7 protein-coding genes and 2 pseudogenes are annotated in these 6,885 nt (G+C 54.2%); 2 read left to right on the forward strand and 7 right to left on the reverse strand.

What is annotated here, in order from left to right; translation table 11 throughout:
* Window positions 1-375: 375 nt before the first annotated feature.
* From ACMX3H_RS15730 to fliF, 3 genes and pseudogenes are all read right to left on the reverse strand, one after another.
* On the reverse strand, window positions 376-963 hold the full coding sequence (locus ACMX3H_RS15730; protein ID WP_415211497.1) for a FliH/SctL family protein: 588 nt from the start codon (window positions 961-963) through the stop codon (window positions 376-378).
* Window positions 956-2,008: a flagellar motor switch protein FliG gene (gene fliG, locus ACMX3H_RS15735; protein ID WP_415211502.1), complete on the reverse strand. Its 1,053-nt coding sequence runs from the start codon at window positions 2,006-2,008 to the stop codon at window positions 956-958. The genes ACMX3H_RS15730 and fliG overlap by 8 nt, the downstream gene beginning before the upstream one ends.
* A pseudogene (gene fliF, locus ACMX3H_RS15740) lies at window positions 1,985-3,598 on the reverse strand (flagellar basal-body MS-ring/collar protein FliF); the annotation flags it as partial. The gene fliG and the pseudogene fliF, both read right to left, overlap by 24 nt.
* A gap of 300 nt (window positions 3,599-3,898) precedes the next feature.
* Here fliF and fliE point away from each other — a divergent pair.
* Both fliE and ACMX3H_RS15750 read left to right on the forward strand, forming a co-directional pair.
* Window positions 3,899-4,223 (forward strand): annotated as a pseudogene (gene fliE, locus ACMX3H_RS15745) (flagellar hook-basal body complex protein FliE).
* A 235-nt stretch (window positions 4,224-4,458) separates the two neighbouring features.
* Window positions 4,459-4,605: a hypothetical protein gene (locus ACMX3H_RS15750; RefSeq protein ID WP_415211498.1), complete on the forward strand. Its 147-nt coding sequence runs from the start codon at window positions 4,459-4,461 to the stop codon at window positions 4,603-4,605.
* Window positions 4,606-4,780: 175 nt separating this feature from the next.
* Here the strand turns inward: ACMX3H_RS15750 and ACMX3H_RS15755 are convergent, their stop codons facing one another.
* From ACMX3H_RS15755 to fliD, 4 genes are all read right to left on the reverse strand, one after another.
* On the reverse strand, window positions 4,781-4,930 hold the full coding sequence (locus tag ACMX3H_RS15755; protein ID WP_415211499.1) for a flagellar protein FliT: 150 nt from the start codon (window positions 4,928-4,930) through the stop codon (window positions 4,781-4,783).
* The gene (locus ACMX3H_RS15760) at window positions 4,917-5,123 is read right to left on the reverse strand and encodes a hypothetical protein (protein ID WP_415211500.1); all 207 of its coding nucleotides are present in this window, start codon (window positions 5,121-5,123) and stop codon (window positions 4,917-4,919) included. Before ACMX3H_RS15760 ends, ACMX3H_RS15755 begins: the two co-directional genes overlap by 14 nt.
* A gap of 12 nt (window positions 5,124-5,135) precedes the next feature.
* On the reverse strand, window positions 5,136-5,525 hold the full coding sequence (gene fliS, locus ACMX3H_RS15765) for a flagellar export chaperone FliS (protein ID WP_415211501.1): 390 nt from the start codon (window positions 5,523-5,525) through the stop codon (window positions 5,136-5,138).
* Between the two features lie 79 nt (window positions 5,526-5,604).
* Window positions 5,605-6,813, reverse strand: a complete 1,209-nt coding sequence (gene fliD / locus ACMX3H_RS15770) for a flagellar filament capping protein FliD (RefSeq protein ID WP_415211503.1) — start codon at window positions 6,811-6,813, stop codon at window positions 5,605-5,607.
* Window positions 6,814-6,885 lie beyond the last annotated feature (72 nt).

Below are 6,885 nucleotides of genomic sequence, written 5' to 3' on the forward strand. Positions count from 1 at the left end.
ATTAGCAATTTACCCAGAGACAAACAAAAAAATATTTTACAGGAGTATGGTATTGATGAACACGAATCAGGGATGACATTAAATACTTTAAAAAATAAGGAAGCTAGCTAACATGCGCACAATGTTAGCTAACTATTGTTAGTTTATTCAAAATTAGTTCGAGTTTGAACATACTTTGAAAGCGACTATACTGACTTTAGAATGGATCAAGCTGTTTGCTTAATTTTATCTTTTAGCTATCAAATGGATCACTTTGCAGCTCTACTGCAATATTGATTTAATTTACACCAACTTAAGAATTACCTACTGATTTACTTAGCTTTTATCCCACCAGATCCCGCGAATTCCCGGATATTCCCGTTTATACCTACTGGATCACTTTAGGTGAGTCCCCACATGCGGCAAGCCCTCCTTGAGCATCTGGCACAGCTGCTGCCGGCGGGTTTCCAGGGTGCGGTCTAAATGACGCTGTAGCGATGGCAGATCGTCGGGATGGACATATAGTCGCAGGCAACCGTCGAACAAAGGCCGATCGTGCAGCAGTTGTTGGATAGTACTCAGCACCACGCGACTATCGCACACCGGCGACTGACCGAGGATTTTGCCGGCCGCCGTCAGCGCGATTTGCATCAGTCGCGCCGGCATCACCGCATCCACCCCCGCCAGGGTGGCCTTCAATTCGCGTAGGAAATCCGCCATCTGTGCGGTGATGTGCTCCTGCTCGGCTTGCGCATCCTGCAACCCCTGTTCAAAGCCGTCGCTGCGCCCCTTGTCAAAACCTTGTCGGTAGCCCTGCTGCTCGCCTTCCTGCTGACCCTGCTTAAACCCGCGCTGTTCCGCCTGCCAGGCTTTTTCATCGTGGTCCGTTGACAGTAGCGGCGCGGGGAGGCTATCGGCGAACACCAGGGACAAATCCGCCGGTAGCCAATTTTGCCAGCGTGTTTGTTCGGCGTGCTCAGACATAATTTTCCCCGTCCTTGTTGATGACTATCTCATCGGCATCGGCCAGACGGCGCACCACGGCCAGGATCGCTTTACGCTCAGTTTCCACCCGCGACTCTTTCACCGGCGCGCTGAGGTTAAGGTCGTCGCGCAATATCTCCGCCGGGCGCTGCGACATATTGCCCAAGATCCTATCCACCAGCGGCGGCGCACAGCCTTTCAGGGCAATGACGAGCGTATCGGTGTCGATCTCCTGCAGGATCCGCCGCAGGCTGCGGTCGTCCAAATCCTGCAGATCATCGAACGTAAACATGTGCTCGACTATTTTCTCCGCCAGGCTTTCGTCGAGGGCGCGTACCGCATCGATTGCCGCCTCTTCCTGCCGGCTTTGCATATAATTAAGGATCTCCGCCGCCGGACGAACGCCGCCTTTATTGCCTTGCCGGCCGCGCTGGCTGCGCAGCAAATCATTGAGGGCCAGGGTGAGCTCTTGCAGTGCGGCCGGCTGTAGACCGTCCAGCGTGGCGATGCGCACCAGGATGTCGTTGCGCAGCGCTTCCTCGAAACCGGAGAGAATCTCGGCGGCCAGGCTGCGCTTGAGTAGCACCAAAATGGCGGCGATCACCTGCGGATGTTCGGCCTGAATAAGCGCCGCCACCGCCTGCGGTTTCATGGCGTTCAGCGCGTCAATCCCTTTGTCATCGTCCACGCCGGTGATGTGCAGCTCTTCTAGCAGCAGCAGGGCGCGATCCTCCCCCAGCGCGCTGATAAGGGCCGCGCGCAGGTAGTCGTAACTGTCCTTATCCGGGCTTATCATCGTCTCGGCATCGGAATGAAACGATTCAAGCACGTTAGTCAACTGCTGCCGGGAGTAAATTCCCAGCGAGGCTATGGTTTTACCTATTGCTTCCACTTCCTGCTTACGCAGATGTTTAAAGACGGCGGCGGCGGTCTCTTCCCCCAGCGTCAGCATGACGATGGCGCTCTTTTCGATGGCATTCATGATGGTTGTTGCTCGCGGGTTATCCATTGACGCAGTATCTTGACGCAGTATCCGTGCCACCATCTGTGGCCGGGCGGCGGCGATATCACGCAACTGCTGGATACTGTCCTCCATTGCCTGGCGGGCTTTTTCGCGCGTTTCCTTTTCCAGCTCGCTGCGCGAAACGGGGTGTGGCTCATCCCGCGGCTGGTTGGCTTCGTACTGCGCCCGAATGCGCTCGCGCTCGATCTCCTGTTGCCGCTGCCAGAGCGGACGGAACCCTTTACGCCACGCCAGCCAGAACAGCAGCGCCACCAGCGCATAGCGCAGCGTGCTGAACGCCATAGCCCGTAGGCCGGGATCCTCTGCCAGAACGGCAGCGGCGGCAGCATGTCCTGATTGGCGACAAAGCGGGTATTGACGATGTTGAGCGTATCGCCGCGTTCGCTCGAAAAGCCCATGGCTTCGCGCACCAGCACGGTCACATCCTGCATTTCCTGCGGCGTCAATCGTACGGGCTTGCCGGCGCTGTCCTCACGGTCGTTAACCACCACCGCCACCGACAGGCGTTTAAGCACGCCGGGACGAAATCGGCTGTGGGTCAATGTGCGATCGACTTCGTAATTGATGGTTTTATCGTTCTGGCTGCTGCCCGATGGGTGCCGCGGCGGGGGTGGGCGCCGGGGCACTGTCCTTGGCGGCGGGTTTTTTGCCGGCGGCTGGGTTGGCGGGGGATTCAATCGGCGCCGTGGCCGGCGGAGTGGGCTGATTGCTAAGCGCCCCCGGTACACCGCCAGGCGCCTGAATACCGATCTGGTCGCTGGCGCTCAACTGCTGGCGGCGGATCGCCATCTCCTCCGGGCGCCCGTTGGGTTTATGCTGCTCCGCCGTTTGCTCCACCGCGGTAAAGTCCAACTGGGCGGTCACTTCCGCGCGCACGTTGGCAGCGCCTATCACCGGCGCGAGTATCGCGCTGATGCGCCGCTGATAATCGCCCTCCACTTCACGGGTATAGGCAAGCTGGGTCGTGCTGAGGTTAAGCTCATTATTGCCCGGTTGGGCAAGCAATTGGCCCTGGCTGTCTACCAGGGTAATATTTCCAGCGGGTAAATCGGTCACGGTGCCGGATACCAACCAGGTAATGGCTTGAATTTGACCGGCGTCCAGCGCGCGCCCGGAATACAACGCCAACGTCACTGAGGCGGTCGCCGGCTTATGTTCGCGCACAAACAGCGAGGGTTTCGGCATCGCGATATGAACCCTGGCCGATTTCACCGGGTTTAGCGTTTCAATGGTGCGGGCGATTTCGCCTTCCAGCGCCCGCTGATAATTGATCTGCTCGCTGAATTGGCTCATACCGAATTTCTCGCGATCTAGCAGTTCAAACCCCAGCGCACCCCCCTTCGGCAACCCCATTTGCGCCAGCAACAACCGGGTTTCGTGGACCCGGTCGCTCGGCACCATAATGGCGCCGCTGTTGCCGGCAAAACGGTAGGGGATATTCATCGTGGTCAGTTCCGCCACCACGGCGCCGCCGTCCTGGTCGCTGATATTGCTATACAAAATGCGATAATCCGGCGTTCTGGCCCACAACAGCAGGACAATAGCCAGCGCGATCCCCGCGGCGCCGGCCGCTAATAGCATATATTTCGGATGGCCGCGAAAACGCGCTATGTAGGTTGATCAGGCTTATTGCCGATTTAGCATTGATATCCATGGCCGAGGCATTCATGCAGGATCCCTGAAGCAGAATTAAAAACAAAGAATCATGATGGCAGGGTGAGGAAATAAAATGCTTATTACTAGGGAATAGCTTTCCATCGCCCAACGACGTAATTTCCCAATCGGTGTCAATCTTGGCACAGGGAGACCCGCCTGATAGGCAAATAAGCTTGCGCTTTTATTCTTAATTTCGCCATTCAACGCTGCCTTACCGTGCTAATGTCGCTGAAGTCAGGTATTTGAGGAGGTTATATGACAACCCAGGCCATCCATTCCGTTTTGGCCATGATGAAGGTGACGGCACAACAGGCGGCGGGAACCACGATAACGCTTCTCCGCGCCGGCTACTGCCGGTGCGGGTTTTATTAGTGAATTAAATAGCAGTATTAAACAGATTAACGGCATGCAAATAAATGCCTGGCGCAAGGCGGAGAAATTTGAATTAGGCGTGCCGGGAATCGCATTGAATGATGTTATGGTGGAAATGCAGAAGGCGTCGCTGGCGCTACATTTGGGAATTCAGGTCAATAATAAATTGATCAATGCCTATCAGGAAGTGATGAATATGGCGGTATAGAATTTGGCATCAGGTATCAGGGCACCAGGCGTAAGGCCTCAGGCGTTACAGTCATCAAGTACTGGGCATCTGGCATTGGTCATCAAGCATAGGGTAAGCGAACTTAGGCTGGGCTGGGCTGGTATCGTACACAATACCGTTATCTCGGTGGCTATAGCCGACAATATTGGCATTTTGGCTCAAGGGGGTGTCGTGAATAACGCGAATGTTATGGCAGACGCCGCCGCGAGGAATCATGAATGCGACGGCTAAGGCCGGCGTCGTGAACAACGCCGACGTCGCGGAGATTAACTCCGTCACGGCCAATGCCAACGACGACGTTGCGGAAAATGCGGATGTCGCGAAGGATGCGGGTGTCACCAAAAAGAATATGACGCATTAGCGGTTAAATCGACATTGCGGTCAGGTGGAAAACGGGAAATAACGGTTATCCGCTGAAAGAGGTTTATGGAAATAGGCATTATCGCGCAATAGCAGATAGGGCGAAATAGCACGTGCCGACGGTGATGTTACCCCGCTGCCGGCGCGTGGGGCGGGGACGTGGCGACAGGTGGCCTTTAGGATTGCAAAAGCTGCCTATGATAGGTGTTAGCACCCTGCAAATTTCGGCGCAGTTGCCCGATATCATTCTGTAATGCCGTAAGACGTGTGCCGATAAGCGCACGAATCTCTCTTTCATTTTTAAGCAATTGCTCAATATCTTTCATTCTCCCTTCTTCTTTCATACGTGGCCATGCCGGCAGATTGAATATAATCTATTGCTTCACGTAAGGTAATAGCATAGCGATTATTTGGCGCGACAACGCTGTCCCAGTCTTTTGAGCGTGCCGATTCGATAATCTGATACGTTAATTGTAACGGTAGGGCAAACGGGTGCTCGGTTTGGGAAACCATTAGCATGATATTATCCTTTTATCGTTGCGGAGTAATTTCTTTCCATGCGCTGGAAATGTTTTTCAGCAAAGCATCTACATGTTTTATCGCTTCAGGGTCATTATTTAAATTGGCCTGCAGCAAGGTACGGATCATATAGCGGTAGAGACTTGCCAGATCCTGTGCCAGAGTTTTGCCCTTTTCGTAATCTAGCGTGGCCAGTAGACCGCATTCAATGATGGCAATAGCGCGGGAAATTTCCTCGCCGCGCCGGGTGATATTGCAGCGCGCCATCCAGATACCTGCCCGGGCCAGCGCGCCATGGGTGCCATCAAAGAGCATGACAATCAACTGGTGCGGGGTCGCCCCGGCGATACCGGTTTGCAGACTGATTTGTTGGTAGGCGCTGATGCCCTGATCTGCAGACATCGTTTTTTCTCCTGAGTGCCAGCTTACTGTTGGGCTGTGCGCCGGCTGTTGGCATCACGGCGGGCGCACCGGCGGGCACTTATTTTTTGGCGATCGACTGTATTGCGGCGAGCGGCGCCTGAAGCGACTCTAATTGCGTGAGCGCGACTTCCATCCGCTGGTATTGTTGTTGATAAGCCCGCATCTTTGCATCAATAGTGGCCTGGGTGCGTTCCAACTGTTTTTCAATTTCTTTCTTCTGCTTTTCTAGCTTTTCGGTTTCGTCTTTAATAATATTGCCGTTGCCGCCGCTACCGACATAACCCTTAATATGGTCGGTCATGACGCTTGCCATGCCGCTTTCCCCTTCAGTGCCGAGAAACAGCCGCTGTACCCCCTCCGGGTTAGTATGGATAATATTTTTCAGCTTGGTGCTATCCAGCTCGAGCTTGCCGGTTTTGGCATCGACCTTAATACCGAGATCGGCTATTGACGCTATGTCGTCATCGCCATAGTTACTGCCGGCGTCACGGCGCACAAGCGCTTTTAAGTTGCTTAATAAACTCTCACCGGCCAAGGGACCATTGCTCGCATCGGGCAGTGCGACGTCCTCGGGCTTCAGATTGGAATAATCGGCGGGTTTAAATTTACTTAAGGACGATGACTGGGTAATGAAGTCGTTAAAAGCTGTGACAAATTCCTCCACTGCTTTTTGCACGGCGCTTTCGTCCGGACTCAGGGTCAGCGCTTCTGATTCATCGGGTTTGGATTTTTGCTTGAGCGTGAGTGTGACGCCGGTCAGGATATCATTGATGCTGTTGCTGGAGCGGATATATTCATTGCCGTCAACCGAGACTCTGGCGTCGGTTGCCTTCAGATCTTGCTTCATTTTCTCATCAGAATTGCTCGAAGCAATCTTCTGTTTTGGGTTGTATCCCATAATCCCGTTTAAGGTGTCACCACCCTCGACGGAGAGGGTCATTTCCCCGGCGCTGCCGGATTTCTCCGCCCGTAACACCAAACGCAGCGTGCCGTCATTGTCCACATTTTTCACTTCGGCACGGACGCCGGCCTTCTGGTTGTTAATGGCCTTGGCTATTCCCGCCAGACTGGTTTCCTCTTGTGCGAGGGTAATAAGGGTTTCCTTAACCTCGCCGTTCTCGCCCTTTTGACTGATTTTCAGCGTACGGGTTGCCGCGCTATCGCCCAGCGGCGTATCAATCCCTTTTTTAGTCTGAAAAGACGTAAGCGCCCCGTGGAGGACGTCTTGAATTATTGGTGGGTTTGTTGTATGGCCCGGTAAGAATATGTTCCACTACGATGCCTAGTGAACCCGCATCCTATAAGGGACGGCTGTCAGATCATGGATAATCCGGCGATG

This window comes from Sodalis sp. (in: enterobacteria) (genome assembly GCF_047607725.1).
Classification (GTDB): domain Bacteria; phylum Pseudomonadota; class Gammaproteobacteria; order Enterobacterales; family Enterobacteriaceae; genus JBLKSS01.